This is a genomic window from Formosa undariae (assembly GCF_042427615.1).
GTDB classification, from domain to species: domain Bacteria; phylum Bacteroidota; class Bacteroidia; order Flavobacteriales; family Flavobacteriaceae; genus Formosa; species Formosa undariae.
Map to the genome: position 1 here is coordinate 764064 of NZ_JBHMEZ010000012.1, position 23217 is coordinate 787280.

A 23217-nucleotide genomic window follows, 5' to 3' on the forward strand; every position below is an offset into this window, starting at 1 on the left:
ACAGTGTTAATTTGTTAAATAATTAATTATTGTTTGTTGCTTATAATAGGATCGTATCGCTTCTATACGCGAAATCTCATATTTTAATTGAAGCTCTTGAATATCTAAAACATCATTAAAATCGATTAATCCCGTTTCGTAACTCTTTAATAAAATATCCTGAGCGTATTTTGCTTGTTCTAAATTATCGGTTTGTGTTTTGTAACTAATTCTAGCAGATGCTCTACTTTTCTCAGCCGCATCTAGAATTGAAATCAAGTTGTTCTTCTTATCCGCTTTCTGAATTTTATAGGTTTCTTTTTGAATTCGATTTTGAACACTTTTAGATTTATATTTCGAATTAAAAATGGGAATAGAAACAGTAACCATAGGCATTAAAATATCTTTTCCGTTATCAGGGACATATTCCTGGCGTTTTTCTATAGCAATATAATCTAAACCAAAACCTATCATTGGCGCACGCTCTTTAGCTAATAATTGGTCGGATTGTTCTACAGATTCATACAATTTGTCGTATTGTAAAAGTTCTGGATGCAAATTAGTAATTTCATCTAATTCTAAACTTGTTTCTGCTGGCATTTCTAAATCTGAAGTGACGGTTATGGCAATTAACTTCTCACGATTTAAATCCATATTAATTAGCGTTTGCACTGCCAGATAATCTTGTTTTAAAATTTCAATTTTTTCTAAAATTTCGTTTTCGCGCATTTGTAACTTCAAAACATCTACTGCCGATGCCTGACCGACCTCAATACTCGTTAACGCCAAAGTTTGATACCTCTCCAAAATCCCTAATTGTTCTTGTAATACTCGTTGTTCGGATGCATTACTCCAAAGTTCGTAATAATTCTGAGATATTGACATCACCAATTTTCGGTGTGCAATCGCTATACTTTCATACTGAGCATCGGCAAGTGAACTCGCATAATTTTCGCGAGCTGTAATAGATCCAAACCATGGTAGCATCTGACTTATAGACGCTTTAAAAACTTGGGGGCCAGTTCTAGTTTCTGGCTCAATTACAAAATATCCCAAGCCAAATTCAGTATTGGGAATATCTTGAGCTTCATTCACCTTTTCGACAGCTAATTTATATTGTAAATCGGCTTGTTCCACACTTGTATTTTGCGCTAATCCCAACTGAATTAAGCCCTGTAAATCCTGAGCCTGCAGTCTAAAAATCACACCTAAAAAGCATAGACAAAGCATACTAAATCTCCTGGTTTGTGTTAAATACTTACTCATACGTTTTTAGTTAATTTAGTTTGATTTCTCTTCAACATAAACTCTTGTTTCCAACTATACAGTACAGGTACGATAAAATATGAAGTGATATCAATAATCATCCCTCCAAAGACAGGAATAGACATCGGAATCATAATATCACTCCCTCGCCCCGTAGATGTTAACACGGGTAAAAGCGCTAAAATAGTCGTCGCTGTTGTCATTAAACACGGACGAATACGTTTCTCAGCACTAAATACTACAGCCTCTCGAATACGCTTAATACCTTGTGGCTTACGTTTTTCGAAGGTTTGGGTTAAATAAGTTGCCATGACCACGCCGTCGTCGGTCGCAATACCAAACAGCGCAATAAAACCAACCCAAACGGCCACGCTTAAATGAATAGGATGCATTTGAAATAGGTCCCGCAAATTCTCACCAAACACATTAAAGTTTAAGAACCAATCTTGTCCGTATAACCACATCATGATAAATCCACCGGCGAATGCCACCGAAATCCCTGTAAACACCATTAAAGATGTGGACACCGATTTAAACTGAAAATATAAAATTAGAAATATTATAACCAAGGCCAAAGGCACTACAACACTCAGTGTTTTTTCTGCCCGCAACTGATTTTCGTAAGTCCCTGTGAACTGATACGTAATTCCTTTTGGAACCACCAATTCGCCATTATCAATTTCATCTTTAATTAATTGTTGAGCTGTTTCAACGACATTAACTTCTGCAAAACCATCTAGTTTATCGAACAAAACATACCCCACCAAAAACGTATCTTCACTTTTAATAACTTGCGGACCTTGCTCGTAACGAATCGTTGCCAACTCACTTAAAGGCACTGGGCTTCCTTGGGCAACAGGAATATAAATATCATTTAAATCGTCTGGACTAGAACGCAGTTCTCTTGGATAACGCACTCGCACACCATACCGTTCTCGCCCTTCAATAGTTTGCGTTAAAACCATACCTCCAACAGCAACTTTTAACTCGTCTTGAACCGTTTCTATAGATACGCCATAACGGGCTAATTTTTCTCTATCTATATCGATAAGCAAATACGGTTTCCCAACAATCCTATCGGCAAACACAGCTTCCTGTTTCACCCCTTCAGCACGTTTAAGAATAGGTTCTAATTTTTTACCAAAGGCTTCAATCTGATTTAAATCTTGACCTTTTATCTTGATGCCCATAGGTGCACGCATTCCTGTTTGCAACATGATTAGACGCGTTTCTATAGGTTGTAATTTCGGCGCAGAAGTCACCCCAGGCAAATTGGTTTTTGCAATAATCTTATTCCATATATCGTCTGCCGATTTAATTTCTGGTCGCCAGTTTCTATAGAATTCTCCATCATCATCCGCTGTTAAATCATCTGAATTCATTTTAATGTCTATCGACAAAATTCCTTTTGAAGCGCTATTACTTTTTTCTGAATCGTTTACATTAAAAACCAAACGGCCATCTTTCATTACAAAAAACCCATCGTCATTAACTTTATAACGTTGTCGTTTTCCGTCGGTATTCAGCATATATTCAGACTTATACTGAATGATGTTTTCATACATAGATAAAGGCGCGGGATCTAAAGCAGATTCTGTACGACCAGCCTTTCCAACCACCGTTTCTATTTCTGGAATACTCGCCACGGCCATATCTAATTGCTGAAGCACACGTTTATTTTCGGACACGCCAGCATGTGGCATAGAGGTTGGCATAAGTAAAAAAGAACCTTCATTTAAAGACGGCATAAACTCTTTACTCGTTTGCTTCATGATTAAAAATCCAAGTATCATAATTGTAGTTGGAATCGTTAAAAACAATATTTTATGAGCTAAAGCCCAGCGTAATATTTGCGTGTAATAGCGCTTAAAAACAGAGAAAAAACCGAGTAATCCAAAGCAAATTACAGCCACAAAAATTAAGTTGACACCGATATTCTTCGAAACACCCAAAGGCCTCCAATATTCGGCTAATAAAAAGACAATAGCAACGGCAACAACACTACTATTAATAAGATTTATTCGTGTTTCCGACCAGCTATATTTCTGTTTTAAAAACCCAACAATTCCAAAAGCGACAAGTAACAGCCCTACAAAATAGCCACTAAAAACAGTCCATAAACCGAGTCCAATTAGAATGCTATTTATAGCCATTAAGAATGGTGTTTTAACGCTTCTTTTTCGGAATAAAAACGACGCAAATGGAGGAATTAAAAATAAAGCGACAATAACAGACGCCACTAAAGCTATTGTTTTTGTAAAGGCTAAAGGTGTGAATAGTTTTCCTTCGGCACCCACCATGGTAAACACAGGAATAAAGCTAATAATCGTGGTTGTAACAGCTGTAAGTATCGCTCCCGAAACTTCGGCAGTAGCATTATAAACGACTTCGTTTATAGGTGCATCGTCTTCACTTTCATCGAGGTGCCGAATAATATTTTCTGCTAGAATAACACCGACATCTACCATGGTACCAATTGCTATCGCAATACCAGATAGCGCCACAATATTCGCACTAACATCAAAGAATTTCATAGCGATAAACACCATTAAAACAGCAACTGGTAATAATCCTGAAATTAAGATAGAAGCTCTTAAATTGAAAACCATTACCACAATCACTAAAATGGTGATTAGGACCTCTAGAGTTAAGGCTTCGTCAAGGGTATTTAATGTTTCTTTAATAAGAACTGTTCTGTCGTAAAACGGTACAATTGTAAGTTGTGAAACGGTTCCATCTGCCAATACTTTTGAAGGCAAACCATTACGCATATCAGCCATTTTCTGCTTCACATTAGTAATCACTTCCATCGGATTAGCGCCATATCTAGCGACCACCACACCTCCAACAACTTCGGCACCTTCTTTATCGAGTATGCCACGTCTCGCTTCTGGACCTAAACCAACATGCGCGATATCTTTTATGCGAATGGATTTAAAATCTGTAGACGACACTACTGCATTTTCAATATCTGAAATCGATTTTACATATCCCAAGCCACGCACTAAATACTCGGCTTGATTAATTTCTAAGGTTTGTGCTCCAATATCCTGATTGGTGCTTTTTACAGCTTTCACCACATTTTGAAGTGAAATATTGTATTGCTTCATCAGTTCAGGATTCACATCAATTTGATATTCCTGAACATAACCACCAATAGATGCCACTTCAGACACACCACCTGCTGAAGACAATCCATACTTTACAAAATAGTCTTGAATGCTTCGTAATTCATGTAAATCCCAACCACCAGTGACGTTTCCGTTAGAGTCGCGACCTTCTAAAGTATACCAAAATATCTGCCCTAAACCTGTTGCATCTGGACCCAAAGCTGGTTTAACTTCTGCGGGTAATAAGTTGCTTGGTAAGGCATTCAGTTTTTCAAGAATACGACTTCGACTCCAATAAAATTCGATGTCTTCTTCAAAAATGATATAAATACTAGACACACCAAACATAGACGAACTTCTGATGGTTTTAACACCAGGAATCCCCAATAAGGTTGTGGTAAGCGGATACGTAATTTGGTCTTCAATATCTTGAGGTGAACGCCCATCCCATTTGGTATATACAATTTGCTGATTTTCTCCAATATCGGGAATGGCATCGACCGACACAGGATCACTAGGCAAGAAACCAGTATCCCAACCAAAAGGGGAGTTTACGATTCCCCAACCTATAAATAAGGCGAGCATTAATACTGCTACTAGCTTATTTTCAATTAAAAATTTTATGCTTTTATTTAGCATGAAGTTGATTTTTAAAATAATGAAACAAAAGTGTAAAAACACTAAAACGCATAAAAGCCCTTGATGGTTAAGAGTAACCAAAGGACGTTGCTGTTTATATTTTAAAAAATCAGATTAAGAAAGTCTCGTAATCCACTTGAATATCGGAAACGAGTGTAGGTGGATGATAATCCTGAAACGGAGTGACTTGTTTTGGTAACGTTTCGAATAAAGAATTGTAAACGTAAACAAATGATGATAAGAATAATTGATTATCTAAAGTTAGTTGACTCGGAGAGGAATTTAATTCGTCTTGCCCGTCTACCACCACTTTATGGTCCGTACAACATCCGTTTTTTGTAATCGATGATTCCGAAGACAAGTTTTGCATACTTTCCATACCACAAGTTGTAGCTTTGGTATTTAAAGCCACATCTACCAAAGTATCTCCACAATAGTGCATATCTACGCTAAAAGACACTGTAGACAAAAGGACTACAATGGCCATAGAAACGGATAATATGCTGCGGAAAACGTTTTTCATCGAAAGCAAAACTACTCATTTATAATTACAATACATTTAATTAACAAGAATTTATAAATTTCAAACACCGATAAAGCACTATTTATACACGCCAGAAATAAATGGCTTTACAAACCGTTTACTTAGTATTAATTAGAGTTTTCTGGTGCATGATTAGAATCACATTAAAAATTATACCTATTTTTAAATGACAGAAATAAAATAGGCAATCTGTAAAATACACTTATAAATACATGACTTTTATATTTATTATCCTTCTGTCCATTCCTACATATTTTTTCTTCCGATGGTTACTGATAAAGTTAGATATCGGCACGATTGAAAACAGGAAATATGTGGCTATGTTCCCCACTTTAATTGCAGCTCCGTTTTTATTTATAGCAATTGCCTATATATGGGTGGCTTCATCGATGTATTATCCCAAACATGACTTCAGCACATATCATTGGAAAACTAATATTGAAGAACGGTACACCATGTCTTCAGATATAATTACAAGCCATATGCTAATCGGAAAAACCAAGGCAGAAATCACGGTGTTGCTCGGCGACGATTTTAACACGTATAACGATAATCATATCTCTTATTATCTCGGTTATCCTCCTAAACTTTTAAATATCGATCCTAATGTGCTAGATATCTATTTTGAAAATGATATGGTCGTTAAAGTATCTCAATATTGAAGTTAATATATACCCTTAAATACATTGTATCTAATTCTCACTTAGATTATCGCCATATAAAACTTCTACAATTCGAATTGTAAATTCATAAATTTCATACCTAAACTTGGCATTTATTGCTCTTTTTTTAGAGTAAAAAGTGACTCAATTTTAACTCAATTTTCAACTTCCAAAATAGAGTTTACCTATATCTACTATAACCATAGGCTATTACAAAATTCACAACAAAACCACCAAAACACCATAAATAACATAAAAAACGCCCTAAAAAAGGCTTTAAACTGGTCAGATTTTGCTATTCCATATAATTTATTAGTTTGTACCTATCATTAATTTAATAATAAAAATAACGTAATGAAACTATTAGTAATTGGAGCGGGAAATATGGGGTTAACCTATGCCGAAGCGATGTCTAAATCGAAACTTCTTAAGAAAAGAAATATTATGATTTTAGACAGCTCCGACGAGAAAATCGAGAGTTTAAATAAAATCTCACATTTCGACGTCTTCAAAGACCCAAAAGACTGCGTCCCTCAAGCAGACTTAATTTTTTTAGCAGTAAAACCGTATCACGCTGATGATTTATTCAGCAAAATGGCACCTATTGTCACTAAAGGTCAGATTGTAATCTCTTTAATGGCAGGAGTTACTATAAAGCACATTCAAGATGCTTTAAATTTAGCTAAAGTTGTGCGTACAATGCCAAATTTACCTGCTAAAGTAGGTAAAGGATTAACATCTTACACAGCCTCTGAGGAAGTGTCAAGAATTGAGCTTTTAACAATTGAAAACTTATTAAACACAACAGGGAAATCGATTCAAGTAAAAAATGAAAACTTTATCGATGCCTCTACAGGAATTTCTGGAAGTGGACCAGCTTACGTTTTCTACTTTATGCAAAGTATGATGGAGGCAGCCTTACAAATGGGCTTCTCAGAAAACGTATCTAAAGTATTAGTAAGTCAGACTTTTACTGGTGCAGTAGACTTGTTTAATCAAGACGACATCTCTCCAAACAAATGGATGGAACTTGTAGCATCTAAAGGAGGAACAACACGTGCCGCCTTAGATAGCATGGACGACAATAATGTAAGTGAATTAATAAAAGAGGCTGCATTTGCCGCCTTTAATAGAGCTATAGAACTTGGAAAAGACAAATAAGAAATACAAACAGCGTATTGTCATTAAGGTTGGAACCAACGTAATGACAAATAGAGATAACAGAATTGTAAGACCTGTACTAGATCGTTTAGTGAAGCAAATCGCAGAACTTTATGAACGTGATATTATCACTGTACTTGTATCTTCCGGTTCTGTAATTGCAGGAATGGAAGTTTTAGGACATACAGACATTAAGGATAAGGCCTCTAGAAGACAAGTCTATTCTGCTATTGGACAACCAAGAATGATGCGTTTATACTATAATATTTTTCATGATTATGGTATGAAATGTGCTCAGGTTTTACCAACTAAAAATGATTTCGATCCTGGAGAACACCGTCGTAATATGAAAAACTGTTACGAAAATCTTTTATCTGAAGGTGTTATTCCAATTGCGAATGAAGATGATACCGTATCCTTATCACATGCTATGTTTTCGGACAACGACGAGTTAGCTTGTTTAATTGCTGAAATGATTGATGCAGATAAATTAATCATCTTAACAGATATTGATGGATTATATGATGGACATCCGGATGCAGACGATTCTTCTCTAGTTGAAGAAGTAGGTATTAACGAGAATATAAATCATTTTATAAGCGACACGAAAAAAGGTGAAGCTCAAGGACGAGGTGGGATGTTATCAAAATTAAACTATGCCAAACAATCCGCTAGAAAAAATATTCCTACGATTATTGCCAACGGAAAAAGCGAAAATACCATCATCGATATTATTGACGGTAAAGCTGTAGGAACAAAAGTAGAAATTTAAAAAACACAGATGAAATTATTAAAGACCGACTTAAAAAATAATGTTTTACAATCCATGATTAATTTAATGGACACAAATAGAGCAGAACTTTTAAGCGCGAACAAGAAAGATTTAGAAGCATTTAGTAAAGACGACCAAGCCATGTACGATCGATTAATCGTAGATGACAAAAAGATAGATAGCATGATTACCTCTGTTAGAGAAGTTATGCAACAAGAAGATCCTATTGGCCAAACTATTTCGCATCGTGTAATAGACGACGGATTAGAGATAACCAATAAAACAGCACCCTTTGGAACGATTATGATTATTTACGAATCGCGTCCAGATGTTACTATAGAAGCGGCTGTACTAGCTTTTAAAGCCAACAATAAGATATTCTTAAAAGGTGGAAAAGAAGCGATTCACAGTAATAAAATATTAGTCGATTTTTGGCATAGAGCCTTAAATGAAAACGGTTTAGACAATAGCTATATTCAGTTATTAACTTTAAACCGACAGGAAACTCAAGATTTCCTTAAAAACCCATCAGAGAAATTAGACTTAATCGTACCACGTGGTGGCGAGCGTTTAATTCAGTTTGTAAAAGAACATGCACGTTGTGCTGTTTTGGTAAGCGGACGTGGGAACAACTTTCTTTTTGTAGATAAAACTGCGGATTGGGAGAAAACCAAAACCGTAATTTTAAACGCTAAAACTGCAAAAATTTCGGCCTGCAATGCCTTGGATAAAATTCTAATTCAGAAAGATGTCCCAGACTACGAAGCCAAATTAAAAGATTTAGAAGCCATTTTAAAAGAGAAAAATGTTTCGATTTTAGTTGATTCTGAAACTCAAAAAATTCTTAAAGACGAGCCTTTAATTCCGAATGACGACGTTTGGCACGAAGAGTTTCTCGCTTTAAAATGTTGCATAGGAACTGTTGATAATTTAGATGAAGCCATCGAAAAAATTAACACCTATTCTGGAGGACACTCGGCAACAATTATGACGAATAGCAAGGATAAAGCCATTCAATTTATGGAAAATGTAGATTGTGCCGCTGTGTATCAGAATGCATCTACCCGATTCACCGATGGAGGATCTATGGGAGTTGGTGCAGAACTTGCCATTAGTACCGATAAATTACACCACAGAGGTCCATTAGGACTTAAAGAATTGGTTACCAATAAATATTATATTTTTGGAGACGGACATATCCGTGAATAATCTGAAGTAGAATATTTTCTATATAAAATAAAGGCTGCCGTTTGGTAGCCTTTGTTGTTTTGGAGGCAAATAGAGGCACCAACAAGAGCAGCTTAACAGCTCATTAAAACGTAATGTGTATGTTATTATAGCGTCTCACCCCCTCTTTTAAGTGAACCATGGTAACATTATGACATTAAAAAAGGCTACATTGTACTAGCATTCCGACTAAGAAGGAGTATGATCTTGGCTATTAATTCTTTGTTCTCGTATCTCAATCCTAAAATCGCTAAAAGTCAGTACAAAAAAATCAAAAACAAAAAAAGGTTCATAACTCAATGATTGAGATATGAACCTTTTTAGAAAAAGTTATGTAGTGTATTAGAATATTTTTATTCCAACACCTATTTGTATGTTGTGATTTGTAGCCTCTAAAGGTTGATCGCTGTCATATACATTTGTAAAACCATAAGCATATCTTACATCTACATAAAAGTCTTCACAGAACACATATTCTGCACCAACTACTCCTGAAAATACTAGATCTCTATAACCATCTTCGAATTCATGAATTTTAAGTCCCATTTGTGGTCCAACTCCAATAGAAACACGTTCCCACATTGTATATTTTGCAAAAATAGGAAGATTAAGATAATCTAATCTTAAAGACTCATCTTTAGCGCCCTCGGCAGAAAACTGAATTTCTGGTGCTATAGAAAATTTTTCAGTAATACCATATTGAGCCGTAAACCCAACTACAAATCCGTTTCTGTGCGTGTTACCAGAAGGCACATTATCTTCATAATCTAAATTAGAGATATTAACTCCAGATCGAACTCCAAACAAATCGAATTGAGCAAAACTCGTTGTTGTCGCAAGAATAGTTAAAATAAGAAAGGTAATTTTTTTCATATTGATAGATTTTGGTGCTAAGTTAAAAATTATTAAAATTATTTTAATACAATATTAGACAATTGTCAGAAAAAAAAAGACTTCGGTCTATTTTATCTTTAGGCTAAACGCTTACTAGATACTGTTTCATAATACAAGCTCTTAATAATACCGTCACTTAAACCTATTTTAGGCACATAAATATCTTTTGCTCCACTCCATTTCATAGCCGATAAATAAATTCTAGATGCAGGTATAATTACATCGGCACGATCTTGATTTAAGTCTAATTCCGTTATACGTTCGTCGTAAGAATACGATTGAAGCATATGATAATACGAGGTTAGGTAAAAGAATGTTAAAGGCTTTCCAATGGCTTTTCCAGACACCTTAAATATTTTATTAATATTCCCTCCTGACCCAATTAAATCGATTTTATCGTATTCTATGGTATGTTGTTTAATCCAATTTTCCAGTTCGGTCCACGTTTCACGTTTAACCATATCGTTTAGCAATCGAACCGTTCCTATTTTAAAAGATCTTGAAATTACTGTTTTGCCATGATCTATAACCGTAAACTCGGTACTTCCTCCCCCAACATCTACATATAAATACGTTTTATCAGGATTAATGTAGGCATTTAAATCGGTCGCCGCGATAATTGCTGCTTCTTCATCGCCTTCGATAATATCAATATTTATATCAGATTGTTTTAATATTTGCTGCACTACCGCGGGTCCGTTTTTAGCCTCACGCATCGCCGATGTTGCACATGCTTTATATTTGTCTACATTATGAGATTTCATAAGTAATTTAAAAGCAAGCATCGTATCTACCATGCGCTCGGTGTTTTTTTTAGATATTCTACCTTCTAAAAACACATCTGCCCCTAAACGAATAGGCACACGAACCAAGGAACTTTTTTTAAACTTTGTAGGCTTTCCTTTTTCCTCTATAATATTTGCAATTAATAATCTTACGGCATTGGAACCGATATCTATTGCTGCATATTTCTTTATTGTAAGCATATTACTCTTTTAACTTATTATAGTAATATTCGTAGGTAGCAAACTGCGATCTTACTTTAGGTTTGTTATCTTTTTTATACTCGTTTGTCTGATTTAAATTTATAACTCTTGCTTTCACATTATCACTCCAACAAATATCGAAAGTATCTGTAAGTTCTTTCTTAATCTCTTCATCGTAAATTGGACACGTTACTTCTACTCTGTTTTCAATATTCCTTGTCATCCAATCTGCAGAAGAAATAAACACTTTTGGATTCCCTCCGTTTTCGAACATATATAGTCTAGTATGCTCCAAAAACTTATCGACAATACTTATCACTTCAATATTTTCGCTCATCCCCTTAATGCCTGGCACCAAACAACAAAGGCCACGAACCACCATCTGAATTTTAACCCCAGCTCTACTTGCTTCGTAAAGCTTATCTACCATTTTATAGCTAGAAATACTATTCATTTTTAGCCTAATTCCGGCAGGCTTCCCTAATTTAACATTAATAATTTCAGTATCTATTAATTTAAAGAACGCTTTTTGTGTATAATGCGGCGAAGTAATAATATGCTTATAAGTATAAATTAAATAATTAGTCTCGAAGAAACTAAACACTTTATTTATATCCTTTAAAATCTTTTGGTTGGCAGTAAACAGCGTGTAATCGGTATAAATCTTTGCTGTAGATTCGTTGAAATTTCCAGTACTTACAAAACCATATCTTTTTATTTTTTTACCTTCTTCTCTTTCAATGACACACATTTTACTGTGCACTTTAAGCCCTTGAACTCCAAAGATTAAATTGATGCCTTCCAATTCCATTTGCTCGGCATAAGCAATATTTGCCTGCTCGTCGAAACGCGCTTGCAATTCTATTGAAACCGTTACGCCTTTTCCGTTTTTAGCAGCGTTAATTAATGAACTTGCAATATGCGAGATTTGTGCTAACCTATAAATCGTAATTTTTATGGTTTTTACTTTCGGATCTAATGCTGCTTCCCTTAAAAACTTAACAACGTAAGAAAACGTATGATAAGGGGCATACAACAAATAATCTTTTTCGGCTATAACAGTAAATATACTTTGTTCTAGAGTCAACCCTTTTACAGGTAATGGTTCAATCTTATCGTATAATAAATCGGTTCTCCCCAAGCTAGGAAACCCCATATAATCTCTTCTATTATGGTAACGTCCTCCAGGTATAATACTATCGGATTCTTCAATATTCATCTTTTTCAATAAATACTGAAGGGTTTCTTCTTCAATTTCTTGATCGTAAACAAATCTTACAGGTTCACCAATTTGCCGATGCTTTACACTGTCGGATAATTTATCGATAAAACTTTTACTTAAATCACTTTCAAAATCTAATTCACCATCTCTGGTGATTTTAATCATATGAGCGGAAATAGATTGAAAATCGAATATATTGAAAATATCTTTTAAGCAGTAGCGCAACAAATCGTCTAGCATAATAATATAATCTTTATTGCCTTCCATCGGAAGCACAACAAAACGATCCATATTTTTAGAGATTTCTATTAATGCATATTGATTATCTCCAGAAGTGAGCACCATTCTAACAGCTAAATACGCGGCGCTATCTTTTAGAAGCGGTAATTTTACTAAATCGTTCAAAACGATAGTTACCAATGCCGGGCTTATTTTCTGAAGAAAATACTGCTTAATAAAGATATGTTGGGAAGGAGATATTTGCGTTTCATTAATAATAAAAATATTCTCCTTTTTTAATTTATTCTGAATATCACTTAAAATTTTTAAACTTTCGGCCTGCTGTTCGATTACAATTTGGGTAATAATTTCTAAAAGCTGACTCGATTTAATTCCGCCAAGTTCACTTTTACCAGCTTTACCTGCCATGGCGATACGCTTAACTGTAGCATAACGCACTTTAAAAAATTCGTCTAAATTATTAGAAAATATACCTAAAAAACGTAAACGTTCAATTAATGGTACATTTTTATCTTCTGCTTCCTGTAATACTCGCGCATTAAATTGAAGCCAACTAATTTCTCTATTAATATAAGTGTTATTAGTTTTTTCAGTTTTTATCATTTAGCATTTTTTTTTAACCTTCTACAAATTTATTGCATTTAAAAATTAATTCTGTTTCTTAAATGTTATATTGTAGGTACTAAAATTAAAAAAAATACGCTTAATACAGTGCTTTTGGAAACAATTTTAATTTTAAAACACCAGGTTTTAAATCCGACCAATTGTTAATATCGAATTCTAAATTTACCAATCCGCTTGTAGGCACATTTTCAATATAAACATCGCCAAAAGTATTTACAAAATTATTGAATGCATTATTATGTCCAAAAATAAAAACAGTATCTAAATCATTATCCAAAGATTTAATAAAATGCTTTAAACTTGCACCGTCAAAATCGTATAAATCTTCATTAATTTCAACATTAAATTCTTGTGTCGCGTTGTAAGTTTGAATGAATAGATCACACGTATCTCGAGCTCGTTTTGCCGGACTAGAAAACACATTTTGTAATTGTATTTCCGAATTGATTTTAAACTGATTACACACTTTTATAGTGTTTTGTATACCCACTTTTTTAAGAGGTCTCTCACGATCGTTAACGTTGTATTTCCAAGACGATTTACCATGTCTTATGAGCACGACTGTTTTCATATAAAAAGAAATCTTTTTTTTATAACTAATTAATTAAATTTTAACACATTAACACTATTTAACAATCTTTCACTTACACAATTACAATTAACAAACCTAAAACTAAATCAGTTTACCGATTAAAAGCAAAATTAAACGATTAAAAACACATTTTTATTATTTTGTCTAATTTCTGAACGATTTTAACATTAATTTTTGTTTTTCTGCGTGATAGTACCGTTTTTTGTATATAATTAACCATTAAAAGCTATGATCCCAAATCTAACATTAAAATCTAAAGTCTATTGCTCGGCATTTAAGAGCACAATATAGAAAACTTTATTGCGACCAAGTAATATTGCTTTCCTCCCAAAGTAATTGCATTTGAAATTTACGAGATCATTTTTTCACTTTTTAGAAAATCACGAAAATCAATAAATTGCTTATGATATCAAACTACACTTCATCACCACCAACACTTATTAGGAATTTAAATGGTATTTACTTTGAAACCAATAACAGGTCAAACCTGTTTGAGGCTTTTGAAAAAAATACATGTTTGGATATGAACCTAAGTAATGTTTCTACTATTAAAGAATTTAACCTTAAGGAAACAATATAAAACTTAGAAAACTTTTCTTTTGTAAGAAACAAATAAAAATCATCTTTAGCTAGTCAATACCAAACTGAGTGGCTAAATTTTATTATAGACCCAAAAATAACTAAATTATTATAAAGTTATTAATGCATCATCAGCAGTATTAGGATAACTTAATCGAATCATGAAATGAAAAAAAATTACGCTAAGAAATTTAAAGCTTATAAAAACATTAAACAGTATTCGCTGTTAGCAGTAGTGCTAATGGCTTTCGGTTTTTATAGCTATGGCCAGTCAGAAGTGCCTTTTAGCTCCCGAGCTAATTATTCTGTTAAAGGAGATTTTACTATTATTGGAAACACAAACCTTGCGCCAGCAAATAATATTGGCAATGATACAGGTGACATGTTTTTTGTGGATGTAGATAATGATGTTAACACAGTTAACTCATCTATTGCAACCATGCAACTTAAAGATGACAATGGAATAGTCGCAGATGACTGTGCTAACATTGTTTATGCAGGATTATATTGGACAGGTCGTCCAGGTCCCGACCAGAGCTTTACTGTCCCTGGTAACAACGGAATTCCTAAAACATTAAATAAATCTGTGGTTTCTATTAGTGGTCCTGCTTCTAGTGGGTATACTAATATAACTGCAAATGCTAGTGACATTTACTATCCTGAAAGTGAATATGCAAATATGTATATCGCTTATGCCGATGTAACTAGTTACGTTCAACAAAACGGTGCAGGGGATTATTCTGTTGCCGATATCGCTTTAGTTGAAGGCCAAGAAAATCCTACAGTAACAAATATAGGTGTTGGCTATTACGGTGGTTGGAGTATGGTTATTGTTTACGAGAACTCTACTATGAAAATGCGTAACATTGGTGTATTCGATGGGTATTCATTTAAAGGTGTTCCTGGAGACATAGGTTACGAAACACGTAGTCATATAGACCTTGACATTAGTAATTTAAACGTAGGTGATTATGTAAATGCCCAATTAGGTGTAATGGCAGGAGAAGGTGATGATGATTTATCAGGTGATCTTTTAAGTACACAATGGGGAGGAACAGGAACTTACAGAGAACGTTTAACGCATCCAGGAAACTCTGAATTTAACTTTTTTAATTCAACTATAGAAGTTGGAGGTTCGCCACGTAACCCTAGTGGAGCTACTTATGGGTTAGACCTAAGTAAATTCGACCTTCCTACAGCGAGTGTTGTTCCTAATCAAAATGATTTATCTTTTGAATACATTTCAGTTCTAGATAAATTTGTTATTTATAACTTAACGTTATCTTTTGAAGCACCTGATCCAGGAATAGAAGCTGAAGTAGCCATTACTAATATTAATGGTACACCTAATAATTCTGAAACGACTACTGTAGAACCAGGACAAGACATAACTTATACTGTAGATATTAAAAACTTCGGAACAGAAGGTACTACAAATAACATGTTATCTATTCCAGTTCCTTTTAATACAACGTTTAGTAACATTGTATCATCAAACGGAAACGGAACACCAACTTATAATAGTTCAACGAATACCATTGATTGGTCATTGGGGAACATACCGCAACAAACAAATACAGATAATATTGTTGCAACGGTTACTTTTACAGTGACAACAACTACAGATTGTACGTTATTGGTTGTAGACTGTGCGAATTCAATTTCTTTAAACGGAGCTATTTCTGGAACAGGAAGTGTGTCAGGAACTAGTTTTGACAAATCGTTAATTACAGGTTACGAAACAGCTGCAGGTTGTTTAGGAACACCTATTCCTGCTCCTATTTATACCTCTATTGTAAATGCAAATTGCGCAAACACACCGTTAGTACAAACTTTCGAATATTGTGCGCCTCCAGTACCATTTACAGATATTAGTTCGACTTACCCTCAAGGTACTCGATTTTATAACGAATATCCAGTGACATCAAATAGTACAGAGTATACAAGTTCTAATGCATTCCCTACAACAAATGGCGCTATTTCTTATTACGCTGTTCCTGCGAATTCAGAAGATTGTTCTTTCGAATTTATTATTGATATAAGTCCAATATCGACTTTACCTGTTATACCTACAGATCCTATAGTATATTGCTTAGATGAAACTGCAGTGCCTTTAACAGCTACTGCTAGTAACCCGTCATACACGCTTTATTACTATAATGATAACACAGAGTCTGCTCAAGCCTTTACTTCAATTACACCAAATACGGATGTAGCTGGCACAACAACATATTATGTTGCTGAAGGTCCTACTAGTAGTCCTGAATGTATTGGAGATAAAGCTGCAATAACTGTAACTGTAAATGCACTTTTAGATATTCAAACAGATATTACTAACGCATCTTGTGCGGTAGGAAGTGATGGTTCTATAGATATTACGGTAACTGGTGGTTCTGGAAACTACACATACTTATGGAGTACTACTGCTACAACAGAAGATATCACAGGATTAGTTCCTGGTGTATATAGTGTTACAGTAACAGATGCAGATTTTGGATGTGAAACAATCTTGGATAATATAACTGTTCTTGAAGATGTTTCTACTCCTACATTAACTGCCCCTCCTGCATATACTTTAGAAGGTTGTGATGTAAGTGCTATTACAGATTTACCAGTAAGCACTACGCCTCTAACTTTAACGATAGATCAATTACAAACTGCTGGTGGTACAGCTGATGAATTCTTGACTCTAACGTATACGGATGTTGTTTTAGGAACATGTCCTACTGTCGTTACAAGAACATTTACAGCAACTAACAACTGTAATAATTCTGTATCTGCAACACAAACAATTACAATAGAAGATACAGTAGCTCCTACAGTACCTACAGCTCCTGTAGATATCACGTTAGAATGTTCAGATGCTTTACCTCCTATGGTAGATTTAACAGCAATAGATAATTGTGGCTCTAATCCAGCAATAACAGTTACAGGTATTGATACTACAGATAGTACTGATGCATGTAGAGTTATTACTACGCGTACTTGGACATTTACTGATGCTTGTGGAAACACATCTTCAACATCTCAAATCATAACGATTGTAGATGAAACTGCTCCAATTGCTCCAGCTAACTTAGCGGACATCACTGTATCTTGTATAGACGATATTCCAGCACCTGCAGTATTAACTGCAATAGATAATTGTAGTGGTATTATATCAGGAATAGTAACAGATAGTGCATTGCCTACAGAAAGTTGTAATGCTTCAATTTTAAGAACTTGGTCATTTACTGATGATTGTGGAAACACAAGTGTAACCACTCAAACAGTTAATATTGTAGACGATATTGCTCCTATAATTACAAACGAACCACAAGACATTGTTTATCAATGTGACGGAGAACAAAAAATTCCGCAAATTGATGCTTGGGTTGAATTAAATGGATTTGGTTTAGCAAATGATAATTGTTCTGATGTAACTTGGACTAGTGATTACGATGCAACAACATTAGGTTGTAACGGTGCTGTTACTGTAGCGTTCACCGCAACAGATGCTTGTGGAAATGCTACAACTAGATCTGCAACGTATACTGTTCTAGATACTACTGGACCGGACATTGTAAATAATTCTCAAGATATCTCTATTGTTTGTGGAGATGCTAACGACCCTGATCTTATAAATTGGTTAGCGACTAATGGTGGTGCAATTGCTCAGGATATTTGTTCTGAAACAACATGGACTAACGATTACGATTCTACTTTATTAGATGGTGGATCTGATGTTACTGTAACATTTACAGCTACAGACGAATGTGGAAATGCAAGTACAACGACTTCTTCTATTATAATAACAGATTCTGTTGCCCCTGTTGCCCCTGCAGCACCTGCAAATGAAACTGTACAGTGTATTGACGATGTACCTACAATGGAAGCATTAACTGCTATTGATAATTGTGCTGGACCAATTACTTCTCTTGGTGCAGAAACTATAAACGATACAGATGAGTGTAATGTAATTATTACACGTACTTGGTCGTTCTCTGATAATAGTGGTAATACTTCAGAAGTATCTCAAATTATAACTGTAAAAGATGAAACTGCTCCTGTAGCAAATAACGTTCCTGCAGATGTAACTTTAGATTGTAACGCTATTATTCCTGCAATGGAAGCTTTAACTGCTACCGATAATTGTGCCGGAACTATTACTTCGGCAGGTACAGAAGTAGTTGACAATACAGATCCTTCGCAAACTATTATAACACGTACGTGGTCTTTCACCGATACTTGTGGTAATACGAGTGAAGCGTCACAAATTATAACATTCATTATAGACAATACTGCTCCAGTAGTAGATAATGCACCTGCAGATATTACTTATGAGTGTATTGATGATGTTCCTGCAATGGAAGCTTTAACAGCTATCGATGATTGTGTTGGAACGATTACTTCAACTGGTACAGAATCTATAAATGATACAGACGACTGTAATGTGATTATTACTCGCACTTGGTCATTCTCTGATAATAGTGGTAATACTTCAGAAGTATCTCAAATTATAACTGTAAGAGATGAAACTGCTCCTGTAGCAGATAATGTTCCTGCAGATATGACTTTAGATTGTAACGCTAATGTGCCTACAATGGAAGCTTTAACTGCTACCGACAATTGTGCTGGAACTATTACTTCAGCGGGTACAGAAGTAATTGACACTACAAATCCTTTACAAACTATTATAACACGTACGTGGTCTTTCACCGATACTTGTGGTAATACTAGTGAAGTGTCACAAATCATATCATTCAATTTAGATGAAACTGCTCCTGTAGTAGATAATGCACCTGCAGATATTACTGTAGAATGTATTGACGATGTCCCTGCAATGGAAGCTTTAACAGCTACTGATAATTGTAGCGGAACTATTACTTCGAATGGTGTTGAATCTATAGATGATACAGATACTTGTAATGTAATTATTACTCGTATTTGGACATTTACAGATGCTAGTGGAAACACAAGTGAAGCAACACAAATTATAACGGTTATTGATACTATAGCACCAGTTGTACCAACACTTCCAGCTGATGTTACTGTAGATTCTCCAGCAGACTTACCTCCTATGGTAGACTTAACTGCAACAGATAATTGTGGTGCAGATGTAATTGCTACACCAGTAGATGCTACAGAAGTAATAGATGCTTGTACTACTGTAATTACACGTACTTGGTCTTTCGAAGATGCTTGTGGAAACTTAAGTACAGGAAGTCAAATAATAACAATTTCAGATATGACTCCTCCAGAATTAATTTCTGAAGCGCAAGACATCGTTTACGAATGTGATGGTGAGCAAAGAAATGTAACCATCGATGCTTGGGTTGAGTTACATGGTTTTGCTTTAGCTGAAGATGCTATATCGAATGTAACATGGACTAGTAATTACGATCCTGACTACGAAAGTTGTAATGAAGACGTAGAAGTTATTTTTACTGCTACAGATGATTGTGGAAACTCGGTTTCAACATCTGCAACATATACAATAAAAGATGAGACTGGACCATTTATCCAAACAGCTCCTCAAGATTTAGTTTTTGAATGTAGTGAAGATTCAGACTCTGCAATAAGTGATTGGTTAAATTCTAATGGAGGTGCTGTTGCGACAGACTTCTGTTCTGATGTAACATGGTCTAACGATTTCGATGCATCAACAATAGACTTATTAGTAGCTTGTGGTCCAGATAATTCAACTACAGTTACATTTAGTGCTACAGATTTCTGTGGAAACGTAACAACTACAACATCTACAATAACGGTAATGGATGAAACTGCTCCGATAGTTCCAACCAATGTACCTGCAGATGTTGCTGTAAAATGTTACGATGATGTTCCTGCAACGGTTAATCTAACTGCTACAGATAACTGCTCTAGTGATATAACTGTTACTGGTATAGATACTGAAGACAATACAGATCCAAATAACATTATTATTACAAGAACTTGGACATTTACAGATGCTTGTGGAAACACTTCAGATGTAAGTCAAATAATTACAGTTCAAGATCTATCTGCACCTGTTTTAGATGGGACTGTTCCTGCCGATGTGACTTTAGAATGTATTGCTGATGTTCCTGCAATGGAGCCTTTAACTGCAACAGACAATTGTGCTGGTGTAATTACATCTAATGGTACAGAAACTATTAACGATACAGATGCTTGTAATGTAATTATTACACGTACATGGTCATTCGCTGATGCTAGTGGTAACACGACAGACGTATCACAGATTATAACTGTAAACGATACTAATGCCCCAGTTGTAAATAACGCACCACAAGACCTTGTTGTTGAGTGTACAGATGGTACCGATGTTCCTCCTATGGGTCCATTAACAGCAACAGATAATTGTGCTGGAGAGATTACTGCAGAGGGTACAGAAGTTATAGATGATTCTAATCCTTTACAAACTGTAATTACACGTACATGGTCATTCGCTGATGCTTGTGGAAACACAACTGAAGTGTCTCAAACCATTACAGTAGGAGATTCTACTGCACCAGTAGTAGACAACGCTCCAAGCGATGCAACATATGCTTGTATTGATGATGTGCCTGAATTAGCACCATTAACAGCAACAGATAATTGTGTCGGTGAGATTACAGATAACGGAACTGAAACTATTAACGATGCAGATGCTTGTAATGTAATTATTACACGTACATGGATGTTTACAGATGCTAGTAACAATTCAACTACAGTAACTCAGGTTATAACTGTTATTGATGATGTTGCTCCAACAGCGACAGCTCCTGCAGATGTTACTGTAGAATGTACAGACGATATCCCTGCTATGATTGATTTAATAGCAACAGACAATTGTGGAGATACAATCACTTCTACTGGAGTTGATACTGTTAACGACATTGACTCTTGTAGTAGTATAATTACAAGAACATGGTCTTTCACAGATGCATGTGGAAACACAGCTAACGTTTCTCAAATTATTACTGTTGCAGATGTTACTGCTCCTATTCTAGTAAGCAATTTAGAAACAGATATTACTGTGAATTGTATAGCTATTCCAGAGAAACCTGAATTAGATTTTACAGACAATTGTTCGGCAACTGTAGACGTGGTATACACAGAAGAAAATACATCTACTGGTGCGGCTTACGAGAACTACCAAGTAATAAGAGATTGGACGGTTTCAGATTCATGTGGTAATACTGCTATGTTCACGCAAACAATCAATGTTAATGTGCAACAAGAAACAATTATAGAAGCAGACACAAGATGTACTGAAGGTGGTTCTGTAGATTTAGATAGCTACTTAGTAGATCCTGATACGGATGGTACTTGGACTGTTGATTCTGGAAATGCGACTGTAAATGGTAGTATTTTCAATCCTATCGATGCGGCAGTTGGCGCTTACGTATTCACTTTTACGGAAGCAGATACTTGTCAAAATCAAACAACAGTTACTATTGATGTTAACGAAGATTGTGTGGCTCCAACTTGTGAACCTATTATATCTTCATCGGTAACACCAAACGGTGACCAGTGGAACGAGTACTTTACGGTAACAGGATTAGACAGATGTGGATTTGTTATAGATGTCGAAATCTACAACCGTTGGGGATCATTAGTATTCAAAGCACAAGATTACCAAAATAACTGGAATGGTCGTAATGGTAAAGGTGGATTTGGAAGTTCAGATATTTTACCAACTGGAACATACTATTACATTGTAACATTAAAAAATAGCGGATTGAAACCACTTACTGGTCCAATTTACTTAGGAACCAAATAAAAAATAACCTATGAAAATTTTAAAGTATCACATAGTAGCTATTGCATTATTGAGTTGCACGGTCGGGATGGCACAACAGTTGCCACAGTTTACGCAATACATGTATAACACTATTTCTATTAACCCTGCATATACAGGGAGTAGAGAAACATTAAGCGTAGTTGGTCTTCATAGAAGCCAATGGGTTGGAATAGATGGAGCGCCTACCACACAAACATTGTCTGTACATTCTCCGCTTAGCAACGAGAAAATGGCAATTGGAGGTTCATTTATCCATGATGAACTTGGAGCAGAAAACTTCAATTATTTGTATGGAAGTTTTTCTTATACCATTAAAACAGGTGAAAATTCTAAATTAGCTTTTGGTATTAATGCTGGATTTACTCAGTACAGCTTAGACCAAGACTTTAGATTACAAAACCCTAACGATCCCATTATTTATGGTATCGAAGACCGTTGGGATCCTAACATAGGTGCTGGTTTATACTGGCACTCTACAAGATGGTACTTAGGTCTATCGACACCTAGAATCTTGAATAATGATCATGCAACAAACGAATACGAAGCATTAGAACGTGTTAGTTATTACTTAACTGGAGGATATGTTTTCAACCTTGGAAGCTATACAAAATTAAAACCTTCATTCTTAGTAAAAGGTACTAACGGTGCACCGCTTTCTTACGATTTAAGTGCAAATTTCTTGTTTTACGATAAGTTCTGGATTGGTGCTGGTTTTAGACACAATTCTGGTGTTAATGGAAACCAAACTAATGGTGTTGCAGATTATCAGTTTAAAGGGACTAACGCCATTGGTGGGATGATCGATTTTCAAGTATCTAAACAAATTAGAATTGGTTATACTTATGAATCTCCAATTAACTCTGAAATCAAACACTATCAAAGCGGAACACACGAGATCATGTTAATGTTCGAATTATTTAAAGAAAGACGTATTAAATCCCCTAGATATTTCTAA

The 23217-nt window shown here is 35.1% G+C and carries 13 protein-coding genes; 6 read left to right on the top strand and 7 right to left on the bottom strand.

Features of this window, described 5'->3' with window-relative positions; all coding sequences use genetic code 11:
* Window positions 1–6: 6 nt before the first annotated feature.
* The 3 genes from ACFFVB_RS14205 to ACFFVB_RS14215 form a co-directional block, all read right to left on the bottom strand.
* A complete protein-coding gene (locus tag ACFFVB_RS14205) occupies window positions 7–1245 on the bottom strand; it encodes a TolC family protein (RefSeq protein WP_382383729.1) in 1239 nt (412 codons plus the stop codon).
* Window positions 1242–4994 (bottom strand): efflux RND transporter permease subunit, encoded by a 3753-nt coding sequence (locus ACFFVB_RS14210; RefSeq protein ID WP_382383730.1) that lies wholly within the window; start codon window positions 4992–4994, stop codon window positions 1242–1244. Before ACFFVB_RS14210 ends, ACFFVB_RS14205 begins: the two co-directional genes overlap by 4 nt.
* Window positions 4995–5103: 109 nt before the next feature.
* Window positions 5104–5517 carry an HYC_CC_PP family protein gene (locus ACFFVB_RS14215; RefSeq protein WP_382383731.1) on the bottom strand — a complete coding sequence of 138 codons (414 nt, stop codon included), beginning with the start codon at window positions 5515–5517 and terminating at the stop codon, window positions 5104–5106.
* 341 nt (window positions 5518–5858) lie between these two features.
* On the opposite strand from ACFFVB_RS14215, the gene ACFFVB_RS14220 reads away from it, so the two are divergent.
* The 4 genes from ACFFVB_RS14220 to ACFFVB_RS14235 all read left to right on the top strand — a co-directional run bounded on the left by ACFFVB_RS14220 (window position 5859) and on the right by ACFFVB_RS14235 (window position 9342).
* The gene (locus ACFFVB_RS14220; RefSeq protein WP_382383733.1) at window positions 5859–6200 is read left to right on the top strand and encodes a hypothetical protein; all 342 of its coding nucleotides are present in this window, start codon (window positions 5859–5861) and stop codon (window positions 6198–6200) included.
* A gap of 354 nt (window positions 6201–6554) precedes the next feature.
* Window positions 6555–7361: a pyrroline-5-carboxylate reductase gene (proC, locus tag ACFFVB_RS14225; protein WP_382383735.1), complete on the top strand. Its 807-nt coding sequence runs from the start codon at window positions 6555–6557 to the stop codon at window positions 7359–7361.
* 43 nt (window positions 7362–7404) lie between these two features.
* Window positions 7405–8133 carry a glutamate 5-kinase gene (proB, locus tag ACFFVB_RS14230; protein WP_382383883.1) on the top strand — a complete coding sequence of 243 codons (729 nt, stop codon included), beginning with the start codon at window positions 7405–7407 and terminating at the stop codon, window positions 8131–8133.
* 9 nt (window positions 8134–8142) lie between these two features.
* A complete protein-coding gene (locus ACFFVB_RS14235) occupies window positions 8143–9342 on the top strand; it encodes a glutamate-5-semialdehyde dehydrogenase (protein WP_382383736.1) in 1200 nt (399 codons plus the stop codon).
* 360 nt (window positions 9343–9702) lie between these two features.
* On the opposite strand, the gene ACFFVB_RS14240 is transcribed toward ACFFVB_RS14235, so the two are convergent.
* The 4 genes from ACFFVB_RS14240 to ACFFVB_RS14255 all read right to left on the bottom strand — a co-directional run bounded on the left by ACFFVB_RS14240 (window position 9703) and on the right by ACFFVB_RS14255 (window position 13897).
* Entirely contained in the window at window positions 9703–10233 is a 531-nt protein-coding gene (locus ACFFVB_RS14240; protein ID WP_382383738.1) for a porin family protein, read from the bottom strand.
* Window positions 10234–10331: 98 nt separating this feature from the next.
* Complete coding sequence (locus ACFFVB_RS14245) at window positions 10332–11240, bottom strand: Ppx/GppA phosphatase family protein (RefSeq protein ID WP_382383739.1); 909 nt, start codon at window positions 11238–11240, stop codon at window positions 10332–10334.
* 1 nt (window position 11241) lies between these two features.
* Window positions 11242–13305 (bottom strand): polyphosphate kinase 1, encoded by a 2064-nt coding sequence (ppk1, locus tag ACFFVB_RS14250; RefSeq protein WP_382383741.1) that lies wholly within the window; start codon window positions 13303–13305, stop codon window positions 11242–11244.
* A 100-nt stretch (window positions 13306–13405) separates the two neighbouring features.
* Window positions 13406–13897 (bottom strand): SixA phosphatase family protein, encoded by a 492-nt coding sequence (locus ACFFVB_RS14255; RefSeq protein ID WP_382383743.1) that lies wholly within the window; start codon window positions 13895–13897, stop codon window positions 13406–13408.
* A gap of 766 nt (window positions 13898–14663) precedes the next feature.
* Here ACFFVB_RS14255 and ACFFVB_RS14260 point away from each other — a divergent pair.
* Together ACFFVB_RS14260 and ACFFVB_RS14265 are read left to right on the top strand one after the other, a co-directional pair.
* Complete coding sequence (locus ACFFVB_RS14260; protein WP_382383745.1) at window positions 14664–22241, top strand: HYR-like domain-containing protein; 7578 nt, start codon at window positions 14664–14666, stop codon at window positions 22239–22241.
* Between the two features lie 10 nt (window positions 22242–22251).
* On the top strand, window positions 22252–23217 hold the full coding sequence (locus ACFFVB_RS14265) for a PorP/SprF family type IX secretion system membrane protein (RefSeq protein WP_382383747.1): 966 nt from the start codon (window positions 22252–22254) through the stop codon (window positions 23215–23217).